The 20,639-nt window shown below is 73.4% G+C and carries 17 protein-coding genes and 1 riboswitch; of the genes, 11 read left to right on the top strand and 6 right to left on the bottom strand.

The genetic code is table 11. From position 1 onward, the window contains the following. The first annotated feature begins 38 nt into the window (after positions 1-38). The 3 genes from AC1Q5D_RS05585 (at position 39) to AC1Q5D_RS05575 (ending at position 3,831) form a co-directional block, all read left to right on the top strand. Positions 39-1,325 (top strand): Nramp family divalent metal transporter, encoded by a 1,287-nt coding sequence (locus tag AC1Q5D_RS05585; RefSeq protein WP_481737583.1) that lies wholly within the window; start codon positions 39-41, stop codon positions 1,323-1,325. 163 nt (positions 1,326-1,488) lie between these two features. Beyond that, a complete protein-coding gene (locus tag AC1Q5D_RS05580; RefSeq protein ID WP_481737582.1) occupies positions 1,489-2,238 on the top strand; it encodes a hypothetical protein in 750 nt (249 codons plus the stop codon). Between the two features lie 90 nt (positions 2,239-2,328). Then, positions 2,329-3,831 carry an L-lactate permease gene (locus AC1Q5D_RS05575; RefSeq protein ID WP_481737581.1) on the top strand — a complete coding sequence of 501 codons (1,503 nt, stop codon included), beginning with the start codon at positions 2,329-2,331 and terminating at the stop codon, positions 3,829-3,831. A 105-nt stretch (positions 3,832-3,936) separates the two neighbouring features. On the opposite strand, the gene AC1Q5D_RS05570 is transcribed toward AC1Q5D_RS05575, so the two are convergent. After that, complete coding sequence (locus AC1Q5D_RS05570) at positions 3,937-4,611, bottom strand: anti-sigma factor family protein (protein WP_481737580.1); 675 nt, start codon at positions 4,609-4,611, stop codon at positions 3,937-3,939. Next, entirely contained in the window at positions 4,608-5,108 is a 501-nt protein-coding gene (locus AC1Q5D_RS05565; RefSeq protein ID WP_481737579.1) for a sigma-70 family RNA polymerase sigma factor, read from the bottom strand. Before AC1Q5D_RS05565 ends, AC1Q5D_RS05570 begins: the two co-directional genes overlap by 4 nt. 249 nt (positions 5,109-5,357) lie before the next feature. Here AC1Q5D_RS05565 and AC1Q5D_RS05560 point away from each other — a divergent pair, with 249 nt between their 5' ends. From AC1Q5D_RS05560 to AC1Q5D_RS05545, 4 genes are all read left to right on the top strand, one after another. Further along, positions 5,358-5,951, top strand: a complete 594-nt coding sequence (locus AC1Q5D_RS05560; protein ID WP_481737578.1) for a COG4315 family predicted lipoprotein — start codon at positions 5,358-5,360, stop codon at positions 5,949-5,951. A 111-nt stretch (positions 5,952-6,062) separates the two neighbouring features. Then, on the top strand, positions 6,063-7,748 hold the full coding sequence (gene purH, locus AC1Q5D_RS05555; protein WP_481737577.1) for a bifunctional phosphoribosylaminoimidazolecarboxamide formyltransferase/IMP cyclohydrolase: 1,686 nt from the start codon (positions 6,063-6,065) through the stop codon (positions 7,746-7,748). 151 nt (positions 7,749-7,899) lie between these two features. Beyond that, entirely contained in the window at positions 7,900-10,122 is a 2,223-nt protein-coding gene (locus AC1Q5D_RS05550) for an NADP-dependent isocitrate dehydrogenase (RefSeq protein WP_481737576.1), read from the top strand. 175 nt (positions 10,123-10,297) lie between these two features. Continuing rightward, positions 10,298-11,281 (top strand): bile acid:sodium symporter family protein, encoded by a 984-nt coding sequence (locus AC1Q5D_RS05545; protein ID WP_481737575.1) that lies wholly within the window; start codon positions 10,298-10,300, stop codon positions 11,279-11,281. On the opposite strand, the gene AC1Q5D_RS05540 is transcribed toward AC1Q5D_RS05545, so the two are convergent. The 3 genes from AC1Q5D_RS05540 to AC1Q5D_RS05530 all read right to left on the bottom strand — a co-directional run bounded on the left by AC1Q5D_RS05540 (position 11,278) and on the right by AC1Q5D_RS05530 (position 14,650). Next, complete coding sequence (locus AC1Q5D_RS05540) at positions 11,278-12,750, bottom strand: glutamate-cysteine ligase family protein (protein WP_481737574.1); 1,473 nt, start codon at positions 12,748-12,750, stop codon at positions 11,278-11,280. The two genes, AC1Q5D_RS05545 and AC1Q5D_RS05540, sit on opposite strands and share 4 nt — an antisense overlap. A gap of 53 nt (positions 12,751-12,803) precedes the next feature. Further along, positions 12,804-13,877: a Gfo/Idh/MocA family protein gene (locus tag AC1Q5D_RS05535; protein WP_481737573.1), complete on the bottom strand. Its 1,074-nt coding sequence runs from the start codon at positions 13,875-13,877 to the stop codon at positions 12,804-12,806. Positions 13,878-14,131: 254 nt separating this feature from the next. Continuing rightward, on the bottom strand, positions 14,132-14,650 hold the full coding sequence (locus AC1Q5D_RS05530) for a gamma carbonic anhydrase family protein (protein ID WP_481737572.1): 519 nt from the start codon (positions 14,648-14,650) through the stop codon (positions 14,132-14,134). A gap of 89 nt (positions 14,651-14,739) precedes the next feature. Here AC1Q5D_RS05530 and rlmC point away from each other — a divergent pair, with 89 nt between their 5' ends. Further along, on the top strand, positions 14,740-15,867 hold the full coding sequence (gene rlmC / locus AC1Q5D_RS05525) for a 23S rRNA (uracil(747)-C(5))-methyltransferase RlmC (protein WP_481737571.1): 1,128 nt from the start codon (positions 14,740-14,742) through the stop codon (positions 15,865-15,867). Between the two features lie 64 nt (positions 15,868-15,931). On the opposite strand, the gene purU is transcribed toward rlmC, so the two are convergent. Next, positions 15,932-16,783 (bottom strand): formyltetrahydrofolate deformylase, encoded by an 852-nt coding sequence (purU, locus tag AC1Q5D_RS05520; RefSeq protein WP_481737570.1) that lies wholly within the window; start codon positions 16,781-16,783, stop codon positions 15,932-15,934. A gap of 43 nt (positions 16,784-16,826) precedes the next feature. Next, positions 16,827-16,913: riboswitch (ZMP/ZTP riboswitch) on the top strand. Between the two features lie 40 nt (positions 16,914-16,953). Here purU and glyA point away from each other — a divergent pair. The 3 genes from glyA to AC1Q5D_RS05505 all read left to right on the top strand — a co-directional run bounded on the left by glyA (position 16,954) and on the right by AC1Q5D_RS05505 (position 20,561). Next, positions 16,954-18,273: a serine hydroxymethyltransferase gene (gene glyA / locus AC1Q5D_RS05515; RefSeq protein WP_481737718.1), complete on the top strand. Its 1,320-nt coding sequence runs from the start codon at positions 16,954-16,956 to the stop codon at positions 18,271-18,273. A 3-nt stretch (positions 18,274-18,276) separates the two neighbouring features. After that, a complete protein-coding gene (locus AC1Q5D_RS05510; protein ID WP_481737569.1) occupies positions 18,277-19,164 on the top strand; it encodes a bifunctional methylenetetrahydrofolate dehydrogenase/methenyltetrahydrofolate cyclohydrolase in 888 nt (295 codons plus the stop codon). Positions 19,165-19,418: 254 nt separating this feature from the next. Beyond that, positions 19,419-20,561, top strand: a complete 1,143-nt coding sequence (locus AC1Q5D_RS05505) for a hypothetical protein (RefSeq protein WP_481737568.1) — start codon at positions 19,419-19,421, stop codon at positions 20,559-20,561. The last annotated feature ends 78 nt before the right edge of the window (positions 20,562-20,639 follow it).

Raw genomic sequence — 20,639 nt, 5'->3', positions numbered from 1 at the left:
CGCGGCCCCTCCGGGGCGCGCCCGAGGGAAGGACCACCATGCCCATCGACGATGTCAGAGCGCGTTCCGAGACGGACGCCAGGAAACACAAGTGGAAGGTGATCGGCCCGGGCCTCGTCGTCGCCGCAACCGGCGTGGGGGCGGCGGACATGGTCTCGACCCTGGCCGCGGGGTCGAACTTCGGCTACGGCCTGCTGTGGGCCCTGATCATCGGCGTCCTGCTGAAGATCGTGCTCGTCGAGGGCGCCGGGCGCTACTCGCTGGCCACGGGCAACACGATCTTCGAGGGCTGGCGCTCGCTGGGACGGTGGCCCATCTGGTACTTCGGGCCCTACATCATCATTTGGGGCTTCGTGTACGGGGCCTCGGCGATGTCCTCGACCGCCCTGCCGCTCGCGGCCCTCTTCCCCGCCGTCCCGCTGTGGGTGTTCGCCGTCGCGACGGGCCTCGCCGGCTTCGTGCTCGTGTGGTTCAACCGCTACGCCGTCTTCGAGAAGATCACCGCCGTCCTCGTCGGGCTGATGTTCGTGACCATCGTCGGGCTGGCCGCCATCGCGGTGCCCAACGTGCCCGCCATGCTCGCGGGCCTGGTCCCGACGATCCCGGAGGGCGGCATCTTCTACACCCTCGCGCTCGCCGGCGGCGTCGGCGGCACGATCACGCTGGCCGCCTACGGCTACTGGCTGCGCGAGAAGGGGTGGATCACCCCCGGGTGGATGCGCGTCATGCGCATCGACAACTCCATGGCGTACGTCCTGACCGGCGTGTTCGTTATCTCGATGATGATCGTCGGCGTCGAGGTCGTCTCCGCCGCCGGCGTCGCCGTCTCCGGCGGCGACCAGGGCCTGCTGGACCTCAGCGGCGTCCTCGACGAACGCTACGGCGACGTCATCGGCACGTTCTTCCTGTGGGGCTTCTTCGCCGCGGCGTTCTCCTCGATCCTGGGCGTCTGGAACGGCGTGTCGATGATGTTCGCCGACTTCTGGGCCAACATGCGGGGCAAGGACTCCAACCACCCCGACGCCCGGCTGAACGGCAAGTACTTCCGCTTCTACCTCGTGTGGCTGACCTTCCCCCCAATGCTGCTGCTTTTCCTGGACCGGCCGGTCTTCCTGGTCCTGCTGTACGGGGCCCTCGGGGCGCTGTTCATGCCGTTCCTCGCCATCACGCTGCTGCCGCTGCTCAACGCGCCGAAGTACGGCGTCCCGGTCGCGTGGCGCAACCGCTGGCACACCAACGGCGCGCTGGCGGTCACCGCACTGCTGTTCGTGTCCCTCGGCGTCTACCAGCTGGTCGAAACCCTGTCGGGGCTGCTCGGCGGCTGACGGCCGCCACGAACGACCGCGAACCGCGGGCAGCCTGCCGCCGCCCGCCGCGCCGCCAGGGCCGCGCGATCCCACCGGATCGCGCGGCCCTTCGCGTGCGTGGGGCAACGCCCCGCCGACGGACCCCCTTTAAGTGCGGCGGCGTCAGCGGTAGAGTCTGGCCATGGGAGTTGATTGGACGGCACTGGAGGAAGCGATCTTCAAGTCCGCGCTCCGCCAGGCCCAGGAAGTCATGGACCACCATCCGGACCAGGAGTTCTACGGACTCGCACTGGACGGAGTGTCGACGGAGCCCACCGAGCGGATCGAGCTCCCCGTCCTGGCCCTGAACTCCGAGCAGGCGCTCGCCAAGGACCTGCGCGACTCCCAACTGGCCGCTCCGCCCCTGGAGGACGACGCGGACGACGGCGAACCGATGGAGGACCGCGGGCCGATCGAGGAGATCGAGGACTTCGCCAATGACCCGGCCGAGCACGACGGCGCGGACGCCGAGGACCTGGACGACGAGGAGGCCCCGTCCGCGGACGTCGACGACGACGATGTGGACCTGGACCTGGAACTGGACGTCGAGCCCAGCGAGGACGGCTTCTACTCCACCCGCTGGGACGCCTCCGAATGGCACTGGTGCTCCATGGACCTCTTCGACGAGTCCGCGGCCGAGCTCTGGAGCGAGGCCCTGACCCGCGTCGCCCACGCGGACGGCTGGGAGCCGACGATCCGCCGCTACTACGGCATGCTGGTCGACGTCGTCATCCGGCTCCGCGCGGAGCTCGCGGCCGGCGGCCGCGGGGACCTGGTGGCGTTCGTCTCCGACGAGGACCATGCGGAGGTCCTGCTCCAACGGTGCCTGAGCCAGGAACAGCTGCGCCGGCACTTCCCCGAACTCGCGGGCCAGGAGGCGCTGGGCCGGTAGCGCCCGCGCCCCCTTGGTAGTCTGCCCGGTGGGGCAGTCGTCCCGCCGGGCGCGACCGGGCAGCCCGGCCGTGCATTCGGGGGAGGGACCATGCAGGCTGCGGCCGCGGCGCTGCCCGTCGTTCTGGCCTGCGTCCTGTTCTTCGCCGGTGTCCCCGCGACCCGCGTCGCGGCGTGGTCGCTGGCGGTGGGCATCGGGGCCGCCGCCCTCTTCTTTCCGACGCCGGCCGGCGTCCTCCTCGGCGCGGCCTCCGCCTTCGGACCCACCGTCCTCGAGGTGCTGCTCATCCTCTTCGGCGGGGTCCTCCTCAGCCGGATCACCACCGACACCGGCGCGTCGGAGACCATCTCCGGCTGGCTGCGCCGCAGCGCGCCCGGCGTCCCGGCGGGCACGGCCGTGGTCGTGTTCGGGGTCGTGCCCTTCGCGGAGGCCGTGACGGGCTTCGGGATCGGGGTCACGGTGGGCGTTCCGCTGCTGCGGCAGCTCGGCCACTCGGTGCGGCGGTCCGTCCTGCTGAGCCTGCTCGGCCTCGTGGCCGTCCCGTGGGGCGCCCTGGGCCCCGGCACACTGGTGGCCGCCGACCTGGCCGGTCTGGGCCTGCTGGACGTGGGGCTGCGCTCGGCCGCGCTGAGCCTGCCCGTCATGGCCGGCGCCGCCGTCGCCGCCGCGCTGGCCCTCCGCGGCGAGGACGGCCAACCCGGCCAACCCGGCCGGCCCGCCGTGGCGATGGGCCTGTCCGCGCTCCTGCTCTGGGCGGGCATCCTGGCCTCCAACGCGCTCCTCGGCACGCCGCCGGCCGGCATGGTCGGCGCGCTGGCCTGCATCGGCTCGCACCTGGCCTTCTACCGCTGGCGCGGCACGCTGGCCCCCGCCGGCCGCGGCGTCGCCCGGGCCCTCGTCCCGTACGCGGTCCTGGCGGTGGGCCTGCTGGCCTCCCGCTGGGCGGCCCTGCCCGTGGAGGGGATGGCGGCCGGGCGGGCCGCCTCGAGCCCGGCCCTGTGGCTGTTCGTGGCGTGCGCCGCGGCCCAGTTCGGGCCGGGGACCCGCGACGGCGGCCGCACGTGGTGGGCGCGGGCCGGCGCGGCAGCCCGGAGCTGGTGGCCGGTGGGACAGGTCGCCTTCTGCTTCACCGTCCTCGGCGTCGTCATCGCGGCGACGGGCATGGGCGCGGCGCTCGGTTCCGCGGCGGCGGCCCTCGGCCCGGCCTATCTGGCCCTGGGGCCCGCGCTGAACGCGCTGGCGGGGTTCGTCGCCGGCTCCAACACGGCAGCGAACGCGATGCTGGTCGCCACCCACGCCCAGGCCGCGGAGCTCCTCGGGACCTCCGTGCTGCAGATCGTCGCCGCGTCCAACGTCACGGCCTCGATGGCGACCATGGCGGCCCCGTCGCGCCTGCTCCTGGCGTACGAGCTGGCCGTGGCGACGCCGGCCCCGGTCCGGACCCTTCCGGGTGGCACGGGTGCCAGCCCGCCCACCGCGGCGGTCGATGCGCCGGGGGAGCGCGGGACCGCACGGTGGGTCCTGCCGCGACTGGCCGTGCTGCTGGCAACCGTCACCGCCGTCGTCGGGGCCGCGACCTGGGCCATCGGCTAGGGCGACGCCGCGCCATCCGACCCGAGCCATCCGACCCAAACCATCCGACCCCGAGCCATCCGGCCGCGCGGCCCACGGCGGCCGCCTCGCCGCCCCACCGGCGCCCTACGCGTTCCCGGTCCAGGCGGCGGAGGCGAGCACCGCGCCCGAGCCGTCCCGCACCTGGACCGCGCCGATGCCCTGGACCTGCCACGGCACGGCGCCGATCACCGAGGACTTCCCCGTCGGGGTCGCGGACCACGCGCCGGCGCGCTCGGCCTTGCCCGCGTAGTCGACGACCCAGAGGGACAGCACGCCGTCCCGCGGCAGGTCGGAGGCCCGCAGTTCCACCTGCGTGCCCCAGGCCCTGCGCATCAGGTCCACCTCGGCCGCGACGCCGCGCGAGGACTCGAGGGCGACGGTCCGGGCGGCGTCGGACGACGGCGGCGGCGCCTCGGGCACCACGGACGCGCCGACGCCGACGCCCCCGGCGGCACCGAGGACCAGCAGGCCCGCGGCCAGCGCGAACCCCCACCGCCGCCGGTCCATCCGGGCCCTCCTCACCCGGGCGAGCAGGCGCTCCGTCCCGGCCAGCGACGTGCTGCTCAGTGCCTCCGCGTCCGCGGGCGGGACCCGGTCCAGCAGGACAGGCAGGCCCCGCAGTTCCTCCAGCTCGCGCGCGCACTCGCCGCACCGGGCGACGTGGCCTTGGAATTCTTCCTCTTCACGGGCATCGAGTCCCCCCAGCACGTACGCCCCCAGCAGCGGGTGGGTCCCGCCGCGATCGTGGCCCGTGTTCACTGTTCCACTCCCATCTCCTCGAACACCGCGCGCAGGGCGCGCAGCGCGTAGTGGGCCCGCGACTTGACGGTGCCCGCCGGCACCCCCAGCCGCTCGGCCGTCTGTGCCACGGTGTACCCGTGGTAGTGCAGGGCGAGCACGACGTCCCGGTGGTCCGAGCTGAGCCTGGACAGGGCCTCCTCGACCAGGACCCGGCTCAGCAGGTTGTCGATCTGCCGCGTCCGGTCCTCGACGGTCAGCAGGGCGTCGCCGCCGGCCGCGTGCGGCCGGACCCCCTCGCGGCGGGCCTTGTCGATGGCGACGCTCCGCGCCGTGCGGTACAGGTACGCCCGCAGGCTGCCCGTCACCTCCGGCGCGGCCCGCCACGCGCGCATCACCGTCTCCTGGACGATGTCCTCGACGGCCGCGGGGTCCCGCGTGGTCCGCCACACGAAGCGCCGCAGCGCCTCGGCGTGGTCGTGGTAGATCGCCTCCACCGTCTCCTCGTCCAGGGGCACGACCGAACCTCCCTCCGTGTGTCCGGGACCCGCGCCGGCGGGCCGGGGGTGCCCGGCCGGTCGAGAGGTCCGCTCCTGCGAACGGTAGACGCACGGGCGTGGAAAAAGGTTCAAGGGGAAAGCGGTGCGCGCCGGATTCGACCCGCGGTGAACCAAATGCGTGTGGGGTGCGTCTCATGGGGCAAGGGCCGGGGGCGCCGTGCCACCGCCGGTGCCGCGACCGGCCCGCGACAGTGGAAGGCACGACCCATGCGCACCAGCACCAGCACCATCCGCCGCGCCGCTGCGGTGGCCGCAGTGGCCTTGTTCCTCGCCGGATGCTCGGGGGGAGACGGCGGGGACGCCGGGGACGGCGAAGCCGCGACGTCGTCCGCCGCTGTGGAGACGACGGCGACCGCCACCGAGTCCGCGACCGAATCCGGCACCGCCGCCGAGGAGGACGTCGACCTGGCCACGCGGGAGACCGAGCTCGGCACCATCGTGACCGACGGCGCGGGGATGACCCTGTACTACTTCACGCAGGACGAGGAGGGCACGGACACCAGCGCGTGCACGGGCGAGTGCCTCGAGGCGTGGCCGATCGCGGTCGCTGCCGGCGACGAGCCGATGGTGTCGGAGGACGTCACCGGCGAGGTCGGCACCATCGACTCGCCGGACGGGCAGAAGCACCTGACCCTCAACGGGATGCCGCTGTACTACTTCTTCCAGGACAAGGCCGAGGGCGACGTCCTGGGCCAGGGCGTCAACGACGTCTGGTACGTCGTGCGCCCCGACGGCGAGATGGTGACCGATCCGGCGCCGGAAGCCTCGTCCGGCATGTCGGAGGCCTCCTCCAGCGAGTAGGACAGGGAGCGGGCACCGCGAACACGGGGCCCGGTCCGTTCCCTTGGGGGACGGGCCGGGCCCCACTGCGCGTGCCGCGTAGAATGGCCGCGATCCCCACCACCGACCTGCATGGGAGCAACCGTGACCGAAACCGTCCTCGACCGCGTGCCGATCCGCCGGGCCCTGATCTCCGTCTACGACAAGACCGGGCTGGAGGAGCTCGCCCGCGGACTGCACGGGGCCGGCGTCTCGATCGTCTCCACGGGGTCGACGGCGTCGCGCATCGCCGCGGCCGGTGTTCCCGTCACGGAGGTCTCCGACCTGACGGGCTTCCCCGAGTGCCTCGACGGCCGCGTCAAGACCCTGCACCCGCGCGTGCACGCCGGCATCCTCGCGGACCGCCGCCTGCCGGACCACGTCCGCCAGCTCGCCGAGCTCGAGGTCGAGCCGTTCGACCTCGTCGTCGTGAACCTCTACCCGTTCGTGGACACGGTCCGCTCCGGCGCCGGCCAGGACGCCGTCGTCGAGCAGATCGACATCGGCGGGCCGTCGATGGTCCGCGCCGCGGCCAAGAACCACCCGTCGGTCGCCGTCGTCGTGGACCCGGACCGCTACGGGGACGTCGTCGACGCGGCCCAGACCGGCGGGTTCGACCTGAAGTCGCGCCGCCGCCTGGCCTCGCTGGCGTTCGCCCACACCGCCGCCTACGACACCGCCGTCGCGAAGTGGACCGCCGCGCAGTTCGGGGACGACGCCGGCGCCGCCGACGTGCCCGCGTTCCCGCCGTACGCGGGCCTGGCGCTGGAGCGCAGCGAGTCCCTGCGCTACGGCGAGAACCCGCACCAGCCCGCCGCCCTGTACGCCGAGGCCGGGGCCGCGCCGGGCATCGCCCAGGCCGAGCAGCTGCACGGCAAGGCCATGAGCTTCAACAACTACGTCGACGCCGACGCCGCCGTGCGCGCCGCGTTCGACTTCGACGAGCCCGCCGTCGCGGTCGTCAAGCACGCCAACCCGTGCGGCGTCGCCGTCGCCACCCCCGGAGCGGCCGACCCGATCGCCGACGCGCACGCCAAGGCCCACGCCACGGACCCGGTCTCCGCCTTCGGCGGCGTCATCGCGGCGAACCGGCCCGTGACGAAGGCCATGGCCGAGACGGTCAAGGGCATCTTCACCGAGGTCGTCGTCGCGCCGTCCTTCGAGCCGGAGGCGGTCGAGGTGCTCTCCGCGAAGAAGAACATCCGCCTGCTCGCCCTGCCCGCGGGGTTCACCCGCGACTCGATCGAGTACAAGCAGGTCTCCGGCGGCATGCTGCTCCAGGCCTCCGACCGGATCGACGCGGACGGCGACGCCCCCGCGACCTGGACGCTCGCCGCCGGCGAGGCCGCCGACGAGGCGACGCTCGCGGACCTGGCGTTCGCGTGGCGGGCCGTGCGCGCGGCCAAGTCGAACGCGATCCTGCTTGCCTCCGGCGGCGCCGCCGTCGGGATCGGCATGGGCCAGGTCAACCGCCTCGACTCCTGCCGCCTGGCGGTCGAGCGCGCCAACACGCTGGGCGTGGCGGTCGACGGCGGGGCCGACGCCGCGGGAGGGGCGGAGAACGTCTCCTCCGCCGGCGCGCCCGAGCGCGCCCGCGGCGCCGTCGCCGCCTCCGACGCGTTCTTCCCGTTCGCCGACGGGCTGGGGATCCTCGTCGAGGCCGGCGTGAAGGCCGTGGTCCAGCCGGGCGGGTCCGTCCGCGACGAGGAGGTCGTCGAGGCGGCCCGCGCCGCCGGGATCACGATGTACTTCACCGGATCCCGCCACTTCTTCCACTAGAGCCGCCGCGGCCCGGCCGGCAGACCGGCCGGGCCGCCGTCGCGTTCCGTCGCCGACCGGCGTCCGGGCGCACACCTCGGGTAAGTTTGACCCGTTGAGTCCAACCCCACCGCAGAGTGGACACCCGCAACACCAGGGAGATGCCTCACCCATGTCCAAGATCATCTATACCCACACCGACGAAGCGCCCATGCTGGCGACGCATTCGTTCCTGCCGATCGTGGAGGCCTTCGCCTCGACGGCGGGTGTGGAGGTCGAGACGCGGGACATCTCGCTCGCCGGCCGCATCCTCGCCGTCTTCGGCGACTACCTGACCGAGGAGCAGCGCACGGGCGACGCCCTCGCCGAGCTGGGCGAGCTGGCCAAGACGCCCGAGGCCAACATCATCAAGCTGCCGAACATCTCCGCGTCGATGCCGCAGCTCAAGGCCGCCGTCGCCGAGCTCCAGGCCGCCGGCTACGCGCTGCCGGACTACCCGGACAGCCCGTCCTCCGACGAGGAGACGGACATCAAGGCCCGCTACGACAAGGTCAAGGGCTCCGCCGTGAACCCGGTCCTGCGCGAGGGCAACTCGGACCGCCGCGCGCCGAAGGCGGTCAAGGCGTACGCCCGCAAGAACCCGCACCGCATGGGCGAGTGGAGCAAGGACTCCAAGACCAACGTCGCCACGATGGGCGCCGACGACTTCCGCTCCAACGAGAAGTCCGTCACCCTGGCCGCCGACGACGAGCTGACCATCCAGCTGGTGCGCGAGGACGGCTCCGTCCAGGTCCTCAAGAAGTCGCTCCCGGTCCTGGCCGGCGAGGTCGTCGACGGCACCGTCCTGCGCGTGGCCGCGCTGGACGAGTTCCTGGCCGCCCAGGTGGCGCGCGCCAAGGAGGAGGGCGTCCTCTTCTCGACCCACCTGAAGGCCACCATGATGAAGGTCTCCGACCCGATCATCTTCGGCCGCGTCGTCCGCGCCTACTTCTCCGAGCTGTTCGACACCTACGGCGACAACCTCGCCGCCGCGGGCCTGTCCCCGAACAACGGGCTGGCCTCGATCCTCGGCGGCCTCGACGAGCTGCCGACGGACGTGCGCGACGGCGTCCAGAAGCTCATCGACAAGGCCCTGGCCGAGGGCCCGGAGCTGGCGATGGTCGACTCGGACAAGGGCATCACGAACCTGCACGTCCCCTCCGACGTCATCGTCGACGCGTCCATGCCGGCCATGATCCGCACCTCTGGCCACATGTGGGGCCCGGACGGCCAGGAGCACGACACGCTGGCCGTGCTGCCCGACTCGTCCTACTCCGGCATCTACCAGGTCGTCATCGACGACTGCCGGGCCAACGGCGCCTTCGACCCGACCACGATGGGCACCGTCCCCAACGTCGGCCTCATGGCGCAGAAGGCCGAGGAGTACGGCAGCCACGACAAGACCTACGAGCTCGCCGAGTCCGGCACCGTCCAGGTCCTGGACTCCAAGGGCGGCGTGCTCATCGAGCACGCCGTGTCCGCCGGCGACATCTGGCGCGCCTGCCAGACCAAGGACGTGCCGGTGCGCGACTGGGTCAAGCTGGCCGTGAACCGCGCCCGCGAGACCGGCTCCCCGGCCGTCTTCTGGCTCGACGAGGCCCGCGCCCACGACGCGCAGCTGATCAAGAAGGTCAACGAGTACCTCGGCGAGCACGACACCGAGGGCCTGACCATCGAGATCATGAGCCCCGTCGACGCGACGAAGTACTCGATCGACCGGATCCGCCGCGGCGAGGACACGATCTCCGTGACCGGCAACGTCCTGCGCGACTACCTGACGGACCTGTTCCCGATCCTCGAGCTGGGCACCTCCGCGAAGATGCTCTCGATCGTCCCGCTGATCAACGGCGGCGGCCTGTTCGAGACGGGCGCCGGCGGCTCCGCCCCGAAGCACGTCCAGCAGCTGGTGGCCGAGAACCACCTGCGCTGGGACTCGCTGGGCGAGTTCCTGGCGCTGGCCGTGTCGCTCGAGCACCTGGCGCAGAAGGACGGCAACGCCCGCGCCCAGGTCCTCGCGGACGCGCTGGACGCGGCCACGGCCACGTTCCTGCTGGAGAACAAGTCCCCGTCGCGGAAGGTCGGCGAGATCGACAACCGCGGCAGCCACTTCCACCTGGCCAAGTTCTGGGCCCAGGAACTGGCCAACCAGGAGCAGGACGCCGAGCTGGCCGCCGCCCTCAAGCCGGTCGCCGAGGCCCTGACCTCCGGCGAGGAGAAGATCGTCGCCGAGCTGCTGGCCGTGCAGGGCCAGCCCGTGGAGCTGGGCGGCTACTACCGCCCCGACTCCGCCAAGGCGACCGAGGTCATGCGCCCCTCGGCGACGTTCAACGCGATCGTCGACGGCCTGGCCAAGTAGCCGGCCCGTCCCCGGCCACGGCCCGTCCCGCCTCGCGGGGCGGGCCGTGGCGCGTTCCGGGGCCGTGGCGCGTTCCGGGACCGGGGCGGGACGGACGACTGGGACCCGGTGGACGACGGCGGACGCCGCGCCGGGGTGGCGCGCCGGGCGCCGGCCGGGTGGCACGATGGTGCGCATGCCCGACCACGAACACCGCCCCGCATCACCGCGCCCGGCCGACGCCGTCGCGCCGGCCGCCCCGGGTCCCGCGGACCGGGGGGCCGGGATCGCCGTCACGCTCTTCCCGCTGCTGATCGTGGCGGGAGGGGCGGCCGCCCTGGCCGCGCCCGGGGTCTTCGAGGGGTGGTCGCCGCTGATCAACCCCGGCCTCATGGTCATCATGTTCGGCATGGGACTGACCCTGACCCCGCCCGACTTCGCCCTGGTGGCCAGGCGCCCGCTGCCCGTGGCGGCGGGGGTGGCGGCGCAGTACGCGGCCATGCCGCTGCTCGGGCTCGGGGTGGCGACGCTGCTGCAGCTGCCCCCGGCCCTCGCCGCCGGCGTCATCCTGGTCGGCTGCGCCCCGGGCGGGACCGCCTCGAACGTGGTCGCCTACCTGGCCCGGGGCGACGTGGCGCTCTCGGTGGCCATGACCAGCGTGTCCACGCTGCTCGCGCCGCTGCTGACCCCGGTGCTCTGCCTGGCGCTGGCCGGGCAGTACCTGCCGGTCGACGCCGGCGCGATGGCGTGGAGCATCGTCCAGATCGTCCTGGTGCCCGTCGTCGCCGGCCTGCTGCTGCGCAGGACGGCGCCGGGCCTGGTCCGCCGGGTCCTGCCGGCCCTGCCGTGGGTGTCGGTCGCGGCCATCACCCTGGTCGTCGTGGTCGTCGTCGCCGGCAGCGCGGACGCCATCGTCGGGGCGGGCGCGCTGATCCTGCTGGCCGTCGTCCTCCACAACGCCGGCGGGTACCTGCTGGGATTCGCCGTGGCGCGGGCCTTCCGGCTGCCGGTGCCGTCGCGGCGCACCGTCGCCATCGAGGTCGGCATGCAGAACTCCGGGCTCGCGGCCGGCCTGGCCAAGCAGTACTTCGCGCCCGAGGCGGCGCTGCCCGGCGCCGTGTTCTCCGTGTGGCACAACGTGTCCGGGGCCGTGCTGGCGGCCTACTGGCGCCGCCGCTAGGGCAGCGACCAGCCGTTCACCGGGCCCGCCGAGTGCATGCGCTCGGAGTAGTGCCGGGCCATCTCGTGCAGCGCGGCCCGGCGGTCGTGGCCGGCCCCCTGGAGGCGGTCCAGCGCGGCGATCTGCCAGGCGGCGCCGTTCTGCCCCGTGGCGGCCCGCTCCCGCAGGACGTCGAGGTAGCGTTCCGCGACGCCGCCGTCGACCCCCAGGTCCGCCAGCCCCTCGGCAGCCATCGGCAGCAGCCGGTCGACGACGAGCCGGGCCACCGGCACCTCCCCGAGCCCGGGCCAGTGCACCCGGGCTGCGAGGCCGTAGCGCGCGCAGGAACGGAAGTTCTCGCGCGCCGTCGCGAAGGACATGCGCGACCACAGCGGGCGGGCCGCTCCGCGGAGCCGCCGCAGCATCCCGTAGAAGAACGCCGCGTTGGCGACGGTGTCCACGACCGTCGGGCCCGCCGGAAGCAGGCGGTTCTCCAGCCTGAGATTGGGCATCCGCTCGCCGGGGTCGTAGATGGGGCGGTTCCAGCGGTAGACCGTGCCGTTGTGCAGGCGCAGCTCGTGCAGCCGCGGGGCGCCGCCGACGGTCGTCTCGGCCGGGTCGCCCGCCAGCTCCGGAAGCAGCGCGGGGAAGTAGTCGACGTTCTCCTCGAACAGGTCGAAGATCGAGGTGATCCAGTTCTCCCCGAACCACACGCGCGGCCGCACGCCCTGGTTGCGCATCTCCGGGGGCCGCGTGTCGAGCGCCTGCTTGAAGACCTGGATCCGCGACTCGTGCCAGAGGACCTTCTCCATGAACACGGGCGAGTTCGCGGCCAGGGCCACCTGCGGTCCGGCGATCGCCTGCGCGGCGTTCCAGGCCGGCGCGAAGTCCTCCGGGGAGACCTGCAGGTGCAGCTGCACCGACGTGCAGGCCGCCTCCGGCGCCAGGTTCTCGGCGTAGAACGTGAGCCGTTCGCGCCCGGCGATGTCGATGAGCACGTCCTCGCCGCGGGCCAGCAGGACCGACTCGTTGAGTGCGGCGTAGCGCTTCCCGGCGCTGATCCAGCCCGGGTCCTTGACGAGCTCCTGGCGCAGCGTCGGCAGGATGCCGACCATCATGATCCCCGCCCCGGCGTTCTCCGCCCGCCGGTCGGCGCGGTTCAATTGCGAGCGCAGGCTCTCCTCGAGCTCCTCCAGCCCGCGGCCGGCGATGTCCAGGGCGGGGTGGTTCAGCTCGATGTTGAACGCCCCGAGCTCGGTCTGGAACGCGTCGTCGGCGATCTGCTCCAGGACCGCGGCGTTGCGCAGCGCGGGGGAGAAGTCCCGCTGGTCCGCGAGGTTCAGCTCGAGCTCGATCCCGATGCTCCCGGTGTCCTCGAAGCGGGCGGTGTCGAGGTACGTGCCGAAGGCCTCGAGGTTGGCCTGGAGGCGCTGGCGGTAGCGCGTGCGCTGTTCGCGCGTGAACGAACGGCTGCTGACTTCGTCTCCCATGGCCCGAACCCTAGCGCCGGTCCGCCGGGGGTGTACACGCTGCCGGGGCCGGGCTATCTGCGGCGGTCGTTGGCGTAGACGAGGCCCAGCTGGTTGCGCAGCCCGTCGAACAGCCGCATCGTGGCGACGGTGTCCTCCAGGGGCATGGTCGGGCTCTCCGTCACGCCCGCCTGGATGCAGCGGGTCGTCTCCCGCAGCTCGTACGTGTAGTTCCGCCCCACCGGGATGAACTCCTCGGTCCGCGGGCCGCCGGCGGCCGGGTGCAGCTCGAACGCCGCGGGGTTGTGCATCGGGTTGTGGACCCGGACCCAGCCGTCGCTGCCGCTGATGATGGCCTCCCGGGGACCCGAGCCGAGCAGGCTGCACATCAGCTGGGCCTGCCGCCCGCCGGCGTAGGTCAGCGTGATCGATTCCTGGGGGTCGACGCCGGCGTCGTTGAGGTCGCCGGCCGCCTGCGCCTGCTGGGGGAACCCGAGGATCCCCAGCGCCCACGTCAGCGGGTAGACGGCCAGGTCCAGCAGGGCGCCGCCGCCGGCCTCCGGGGACCAGAGCCGGGAGGAGGGGTCGGCGGGGGCCGGGAAGCCGAGGTCGGCGCGCAGCCACGCGACGTCGCCGACGGCGCCGTCGGCCACCAGCCCCAGGACGCGGTGGACGGCAGGGAGGAACCGGGTCCAGACGGCCTCCATGAGGAACAGGTCCCGGGACTCGGCGAGGGCCGCGAGTTCGACGGCCTCGGCGGCGTTGATGGTCAGGGCCTTCTCGCACAGGACGTTCTTGCCCGCCTCGAGCGCCTCGCGCGCGATCTCGTAGTGCTGCCCGTGCGGGGTCGCGATGTAGACGACGTCGACGTCGGGGTCCGCGAACAGCTCCCGGAATCCGCGCCCTTGCGCGCCGTCGTGGTAGCTGCGGGCGACACCGAAGTCCCGCGCGAAACCCGCGGCCCGGCCGGCGTCCCGCGAGCTGACGGCCAGGATCCGCGCGTCCTCCAGCAGGGCGAGGTCCCCGGCGACGAGCCGCGCGATGCGACCGGTCCCCACAATGCCCCAGTTGAGGGTGCGCCCCGTGGCCCGGATGGGGGAGGGCGCGCCGGGGAGGGCGCAGGGCGGGGTGGCGATGAGACCGGTCATGGCGCCAGCATTCCACGGGGCCGATCGGGCGGGCAACGCGCCGGGCCCGGCCCCTGAAAACACGAATGGAGGCAACGGGTTGACGAGCCGCGTAAACAGTGGGCTATGATTGTCTTGTGGGTTGATCGCACGTCAGGGGGTCCGGTGGAACGGGTCGGACCCCCCGACAACGGGAAACGGCCCCCGCTCCTCGGAGCGGGGGCCGTTGTTGTGCGTGGGGTGTGCCTGCGGCTGCGGGCGGCGCAGGGCCGCCGCTAGGCGGTGGCCTGGCGGTGCTTCTCGGCGAGGACCAGGTACGTCTCCGCATTCCGGCGCAGGCCGGCGACCTCCTCGTCCGTCAGCTCGCGGCGCACCTTCGCGGGGACGCCGGCCACGAGGGAGCGCGGCGGGACCTCCATGCCCTCGAGCACGAGCGCGCCGGCCGCGACCAGCGACTCCGCCCCGATCACGGAGCCGTTCATCACGGTCGCGGACATCCCGATCAGGCAGCCGTCGCCCACGGTGCTGCCGTGGACGACGGCGGAGTGCCCGACCGACACGCCCTCCCCGATGGTGCAGGGGACGCCCGTGTCCGCGTGGAGGACCGCGTTGTCCTGCAGGTTGGTCCGCGCCCCCACGCGGATGGCGTCCGAGTCGCCGCGCACGGACACGCCGTAGAAGGCGCTGGCGCGGTCCCCGAGCACGACGTCCCCGGAGAGCGTGGCGGTCGGAGCGGCGAATGCGGTGTCTGCGAGCTGCGGCGTCTTGCCGTCGATGGTGATGATGTGGGCCATGCGACCACCTTAACCGGCGCGGTCCCCGGGGGCCGGAGGCGCCCGGCCGGTGGCGGCGCGGGTTCCGGGGCGGCCGTAGAATTGGACGGATGCAGTGCGCCTACTTCGATGCCGGCCGGTGCCGTTCGTGCACCCTCATGGGCGAACCCCACGCCGAGCAGGTGGCCGCCAAGGACGCCCACTGCCGCCAGCTGCTGGCCGACCACCCGGGCATCGAGTGGCTCCGGCCCTTCGCGGGCGCCGAGTCCGGCTTCCGCAACAAGGCCAAGATGGTGGTCTCCGGGTCGTGGCGCCGGCCGACCATCGGCATCCTGGATGCGGACGGCCACGGCGTGGACCTGCGCCGCTGCGGGTTGTGCCCGCCGGGGATCCTCGAGGCGCTGCGCGTGCTCGGCCACTTCATCCGCGTCGCCCGGCTCGAGCCCTACGACGTCGCGGCCCGCCGCGGTGAACTCAAGTACCTGCTCGTCACCGAGGCCCCCGACGGCGCCCTCATGGTCCGCTTCGTGCTGCGCAGCCGGGACCAGTTGCCCGCGCTGCGCCGGCACCTGCCGGGACTGCTCGAGCGCCTGCCCCGCCTCGAGGTGGCCTCGGCCAACCTGCAGCCCGAGCACAAGGCCGTCCTCGAGGGCGACACCGAGATCCCGCTGACGGAGCAGCGCGAGCTGACCATGGAGCTGAACGGGCTCGGCTTCCGGCTTCGGCCCCAGGGCTTCTTCCAGACCAACTCCGAGGTCGCGGCGGCGCTGTACCGGCAGGCCGCCGACTGGGTCGACGCGGCACGGCCGCGGACCGTGTGGGACCTCTACTGCGGGGTCGGGGGCTTCGCGCTGCACTGCGCGGGGCCGGGGCGCGAGGTGCTGGGCATCGAGCTCTCCGCCGAGGCCGTCGCCGCCGCCCGCCAGACCGCCGCCGCCGCGGGCATCGCCGGGACCCGTTTCGAAGCCGGGGACGCCACCACGTTCGCGCTGGCCTCCAACACGGTGCCGGACCTCGCCGTCGTCAACCCGCCCCGGCGGGGGCTCGGCCCGGACCTGGCCGGATGGCTGGAGGACTCCGGCGTGCGGCACTTCGTCTACTCCAGCTGCAACGCCGTCTCCCTGGCGCGGGACCTGCGGTCCATGCCCTCGCTGCGGCCGGTCCGGGCCCGCGTCATGGACATGTTCCCGCAGACCCGCCACTACGAGGCCATCGTCCTGCTCGAGCGCACGGCCTGACCGCGGCCCGGCGCCCCGGGCGGGGCGCCGCCGTCGTGCCACCCGGGCCCGCCGGGCGGGGGCGTCAGTTGAAGACGACGGTGCGCTGGCCGTCCAGCAGCACCCGGCGCTCGGCGTGCCACTGCACGGCGCGCGTGAGCGTGCGGCCCTCGACGTCCCGGCCCATCGCCACGAACTGCTCGGTCGTGTGGGCGTGGGTGACCCGGATGACCTCCTGGTCGATGATCGGCCCCTCGTCCAGGTCCGCCGTCACGTAGTGCGCCGTCGCCCCGATGAGCTTCACGCCGCGCGTGTGCGCCTGGTGGTACGGGCGCGCGCCCTTGAACGAGGGCAGGAACGAATGGTGGATGTTGATGGCCCGGCCGCTGAGCGCGCGGCAGAGCCCGTCGGAGAGGATCTGCATGTAGCGGGCGAGCACGACGAGCTCCACGTCGTGCTCGGCCACGAGCCCGAGGAGCCGCTCCTCCGCCTCCGGCTTCGTCGCCGCCGTGACGGGGAGGTGCACGAACGGCACCCCGTAGAACGCCGCCAGCGGCTCGAGGTCCGGGTGGTTGGACACGACCGCCGGGACCTCGATCGGCAGGGATCCCGCGCGCTGCGCGTAGAGCAGGTCGTTCAGCGCGTGCCCGTCCCGGGAGCACATCAGCAGCGCCCGCAGGGGACGGTCCGCCGCGTGGACGGCCAGCTCCATGCCCCACCGCTCCGCGATCGGGTCCAGGACGGCGTGCAGCCGCTCCGTCGTCGCGGCCGTCGCGACCTGCACGCGCATGAAGAACGTCCCGCTGTCCGGGCTCTCGAACTGCTGCGACTCGAGGATGTTGCACCCCGCCTCGAGCAGCGCCCCCGAGACGGCGTGGACGATCCCGGGACGGTCCGTGCAGGAGAGGGTCACGATGAAACGCTGGCTGGAATCCACGTCGTCACACTACCCGCGCCGCCCGTGGGGCATCGAGTAGGATGGGGCGCGTCGCGACTGGCGTTGGGTGGATGACCACCGGGAAGCGGCACTCCGCGACGACCATGGACCGCGCGCCTGGGCCCACCGGTCACGTGGTGCGGCCGCGCCGCCCAGTTGACTCGGAAATGATGCAGTCCCTATCGCCGCAGGAGAGCCCCTTGAGCAGTGACGTCCCCGTGACCAACCAACCCCTCGCCGACCTGGACCCCGAGATCGCAGCGGTCCTCGACGCCGAACTCGGCCGACAGCGGGACACGCTGGAAATGATCGCCTCCGAGAACTTCGCCCCGCGCGCGGTCCTCGAGGCCCAGGGCTCGGTCCTGACCAACAAGTACGCCGAGGGCTACCCCGGCCGCCGCTACTACGGCGGCTGCGAGCACGTGGACGTCGCCGAGAACCTCGCCATCGAGCGCGTGAAGTCCCTGTTCGGCGCCAAGTTCGCCAACGTCCAGCCGCACTCGGGGGCCTCGGCGAACGCCGCCGCCCTGGCGGCCATGATCAAGCCGGGCGACAAGATGCTGGGCCTCTCGCTGGCCCACGGCGGCCACCTGACCCACGGCATGCGCCTGAACTTCTCCGGGAAGCTCTACGAGGTTGCCGCCTACGAGGTCGAGCCGGACACCTTCCGCGTCGACATGGACAAGCTGCGCGAGCAGGCCAAGGCCGAGAAGCCGCAGGTCATCGTCGCCGGCTGGTCCGCCTACCCCCGCCAGTTGGACTTCGCCGCGTTCCGCTCCATCGCCGACGAGGTCGGCGCCCTGCTCTGGGTCGACATGGCGCACTTCGCGGGGCTCGTCGCCGCAGGACTGCACCCGAACCCGGTCGAGTACGCCGACGTCGTCACCTCCACGGTCCACAAGACGCTCGCGGGCCCGCGCTCGGGCATCATCCTGACCAACGACGCCGACATGGCGAAGAAGATCAACTCCAACGTCTTCCCCGGCCAGCAGGGCGGACCGCTGATGCACGCCATCGCCGGCAAGGCCGTGGCCTTCAAGATCGCCGCCTCGGAGCAGTTCCGCGAGCGCCAGGAGCGCACCCTCGAGGGCGCCCGGATCCTCGCCGAGCGCCTCACCGCCGAGGACGTCGCCGGCCGCGGGGTCTCCGTGCTCACCGGCGGCACCGACGTCCACCTGGTCCTGGTGGACCTGCGCGACTCCGAGCTCGACGGCCAGCAGGCCGAGGACCTGCTGCACTCGATCGGCATCACCGTGAACCGCAACTCGGTGCCGTTCGACCCCCGCCCGCCGATGGTCACATCCGGCCTGCGCATCGGCACGCCCGCGCTCGCCACCCGCGGCTTCGGCGCCGCGGAGTTCACCGAGGTCTCCGACATCATCGCGACCGCCCTCAAGGAGGGCCAGGCCGCGGACACCGCGGCCCTGCGCGCGCGCGTCGAGAAGCTGGCCGTGGACTTCCCGCTCTACGACGGACTGGAGAAGTGGTAGCGAATGACTGAAGCACGCATTCTCGACGGCAAGGCGACCGCGGCCGCCATCAAGGCGGAACTCGCCGAACGGGTCGCGGCCCTCAAGGAGCGCGGCGTCGGCGCCGGCCTCGGCACGATCCTCGTGGGCGAGGACCCGGGGTCGAAGTGGTACGTCGGCGGCAAGCACAAGGACTGCGCCGAGGTGGGGATCGAGTCCATCCGCGTCGACCTCCCGGAGGAGACGAGCCAGGAGGACCTGCTGGCCAAGGTCCGGGAGCTGAACGAGGACCCGGCCTGCACCGGGTACATCGTCCAGCTGCCGCTGCCGAAACACATCGACCAGGACGTGGTCCTGGAGGCCATGGACCCGGCCAAGGACGCGGACGGGCTGCACCCGATGAACCTCGGCCGGCTCGTGGCCAACGTGAACCGGGAGATGTCCTCGCCGCTGCCCTGCACCCCGAAGGGCTGCGTGGAGTTGCTGACGCGCCACGACATCGACCTCAAGGGCAAGCACGTGCTCGTGGTCGGCCGCGGCGTGACGATCGGCCGTCCCATCGGCCTGCTGCTGACCCGCCGCTCCATCAACGCGACGGTCACGCTGGCGCACACCGGGACGGAGAACCTGCCCGAGCTGCTCGGCCGGGCCGACGTCGTCATCGCCGCGGCGGGCCAGCCGCACATGATCAAGGCCGCGGACCTCAAGCCGGGCGCCATCGTGCTCGACGTCGGGGTCTCCCGCGTCGACGACGGCTCCGGCAAGGCCAAGGTCACCGGCGACGTCGAACCGGCCGCCCGCGAGGTCGCGTCGTGGATCTCGCCCAACCCGGGCGGCGTCGGGCCCATGACCCGCGCGATGCTGCTCGCCAACGTCGTGGAGGCGGCCGAGCGCCAGGCCGCGGCCAACTAGCCACGACCGGGGCCGCAGGGCCCCGACCCGTACCGCAGGGCGGGCCGGAACGGAGCACCGTTCCGGCCCGCCCTGCGGCTTTGCCCGGTCCGCCCTGGGGCGTTGGCGGCCGCAGGGCGGCGGACCCCGTCGTTCCCTGTCAGGCCGGGGTCGGCGGGACCGCTGCCCTATGCAGCGGCACCCGTCCGTGCTAGACAAAGCCGCATGGGCCTGGCCCAGAACCGTCCAACCGACAGGGAGCGAGGTTCGCCACCATGGATACCAGCCAAATCATTTGGATCGTTGTCGCGGTGGTCGTCATCTTGGCGGTGATCGCCATCATCGCCGCCGTGGCGGGCAAGAAGAAGAAGCGTGAACGCGATGAGCGCCACCGCGCCGAGGCCGAGCAGATCCGGCAGCGCGCCGCCGCCGCCGACGTGGAGGCCCGGGACCGCGACGTCGCGGCCCGGAAGGCCGAGCTGGACGCGGAGCAGGCCGAGATCGACGCCGACCGGCGCCGTCAGGAGGCGCAGGGTCTCCGCCACGAGGCCGAGGGAGCGCGGAGCGAAGTCGACCAGCAGCGCCGCGAGGCGGACCGCCTCGATCCGGACCGGCCGAACCCGAAGGACGACGACCGCGGGGCGCGCCGCGACCGGGACGGCCGCGGCGACACGGACCGCCCGGGTTCGGCCGCAGCGGGCACAGGTGGTGCAGCGGGCGCAGGTGGTGCAGCGGGCGCCGGGGCAGCAACGGGCGGCACGGCTGCGGCCGGCGCCGGAACGCGCGGTGCCTCCGCGGAGGGGGCCGACGCGGCCCCCGACCAGGACCGCTTCGGCAGGGACGAGCGGGCCGGGGACCAGGACGGCCCGCGGGGTTCGGGGGACCCCGGGGCCGGGCCCCGACAGACGCCGGGTCCGACCGGCGGCGCCGCCGCATCGGGCGCCGGTGCCGCGGCCGGGGCAGGGGCGGCAGGCGGCCCCACCGCGGGTGGCGCCCCCAGCGACGGCGGGACCTGGGACTCCCACCGGGGCTCCGATGCCTGGGATTCGCGCCGCGGGAGCGGCGCCGACTCCTGGGACTCCAGCCGCGGGGGCGCCGCGTGGGACGCCACCCGGGGCGCGAACGACGGGGACGACTGGGACTCCAGCCGCGATCCCGACTCCTGGGAGCAGGGACAGTCCCGCGGCACCGAATCGCGGGGGACCGACTGGGGCTCGGACCGCAACGACGGGACCACGGGAGGCCAGGACGCGGGCCACGACGCCGAACACCGGAGCCTGGGCGACAAGATCGCCGACGGGCTCGGGATCGGCGACAAGGACCGGGAGGGCCAGGGGTCCGGGGACGACCAGGGTCCCGACGGCAGGCGCTGGGCCGACGGCGAGGACGGCGGCCGGGGCCCCCGGCACCGGGGCTGACCTCCACGGCGGTGGGGAGGGGGGGGGGGGGGGGGGGGACAAAGACCCGCCCCACTCGCGCTTTCCGGAACAGCGATC

This window comes from Arthrobacter paludis (genome assembly GCF_056782315.1).
Note: the sequence above shows the minus strand (reverse complement) of the source record. Positions and strands in the feature narration are given on the sequence as shown.

Excerpts from the sequence above, each read along its gene's own strand:
- AC1Q5D_RS05505 (WP_481737568.1), top strand. The coding sequence starts at position 19,419 with ATGGATACCAGCCAAATCATTTGGATCGTTGTCGCGGTGGTCGTCATC.
- rlmC (WP_481737571.1), top strand. The coding sequence starts at position 14,740 with ATGCAGTGCGCCTACTTCGATGCCGGCCGGTGCCGTTCGTGCACCCTC.
- AC1Q5D_RS05575 (WP_481737581.1), top strand. The coding sequence starts at position 2,329 with ATGCAGGCTGCGGCCGCGGCGCTGCCCGTCGTTCTGGCCTGCGTCCTG.
- AC1Q5D_RS05550 (WP_481737576.1), top strand. The coding sequence starts at position 7,900 with ATGTCCAAGATCATCTATACCCACACCGACGAAGCGCCCATGCTGGCG.
- AC1Q5D_RS05510 (WP_481737569.1), top strand. The coding sequence starts at position 18,277 with ATGACTGAAGCACGCATTCTCGACGGCAAGGCGACCGCGGCCGCCATC.
- glyA (WP_481737718.1), top strand. The coding sequence starts at position 16,954 with ATGCAGTCCCTATCGCCGCAGGAGAGCCCCTTGAGCAGTGACGTCCCC.
- AC1Q5D_RS05540 (WP_481737574.1), bottom strand. The coding sequence starts at position 12,750 with ATGGGAGACGAAGTCAGCAGCCGTTCGTTCACGCGCGAACAGCGCACG.
- AC1Q5D_RS05580 (WP_481737582.1), top strand. The coding sequence starts at position 1,489 with ATGGGAGTTGATTGGACGGCACTGGAGGAAGCGATCTTCAAGTCCGCG.
- AC1Q5D_RS05560 (WP_481737578.1), top strand. The coding sequence starts at position 5,358 with ATGCGCACCAGCACCAGCACCATCCGCCGCGCCGCTGCGGTGGCCGCA.
- AC1Q5D_RS05530 (WP_481737572.1), bottom strand. The coding sequence starts at position 14,650 with ATGGCCCACATCATCACCATCGACGGCAAGACGCCGCAGCTCGCAGAC.
- AC1Q5D_RS05585 (WP_481737583.1), top strand. The coding sequence starts at position 39 with ATGCCCATCGACGATGTCAGAGCGCGTTCCGAGACGGACGCCAGGAAA.
- purH (WP_481737577.1), top strand. The coding sequence starts at position 6,063 with ATGGGAGCAACCGTGACCGAAACCGTCCTCGACCGCGTGCCGATCCGC.
- AC1Q5D_RS05535 (WP_481737573.1), bottom strand. The coding sequence starts at position 13,877 with ATGACCGGTCTCATCGCCACCCCGCCCTGCGCCCTCCCCGGCGCGCCC.
- AC1Q5D_RS05545 (WP_481737575.1), top strand. The coding sequence starts at position 10,298 with ATGCCCGACCACGAACACCGCCCCGCATCACCGCGCCCGGCCGACGCC.